The 272-nt window shown below is 70.2% G+C and carries 1 protein-coding gene; it reads left to right on the forward strand.

Translation table 11 applies throughout. The features are described from left to right. The coding region (locus M2D63_RS25780) for a tripartite tricarboxylate transporter substrate binding protein (protein WP_285865887.1) at positions 1-272 on the forward strand (272 nt) is incomplete at both ends.

A 272-nucleotide genomic window follows, 5' to 3' on the forward strand; every position in this document is an offset into this window, starting at 1 on the left:
CCATCCGCTGGATCGTGCCCTACCCTGCCGGCGGCGGCACCGACGTGCTGGCCCGCACGGTCGTCAGCGGCCTGGAGAAACCGCTGGGCCAGACGGTGGTGGTGGAGAATCGCCCCGGCGCCGCCACCATCGTGGGCGCCACCGCGATCGCCGAATCGGCGCCGTCGGGCTACGTGCTCGGCTCGGCCGACATCGCCACCCTCGCCTTCAACCCGGCGCTCTACAACAGCCTGACCTACGACCCGTCTAAATTCACCTACATCGGCGGGCTC

This window comes from Pseudomonas sp. BJa5 (genome assembly GCF_030272875.2).
Lineage (GTDB): Bacteria > Pseudomonadota > Gammaproteobacteria > Pseudomonadales > Pseudomonadaceae > Aquipseudomonas.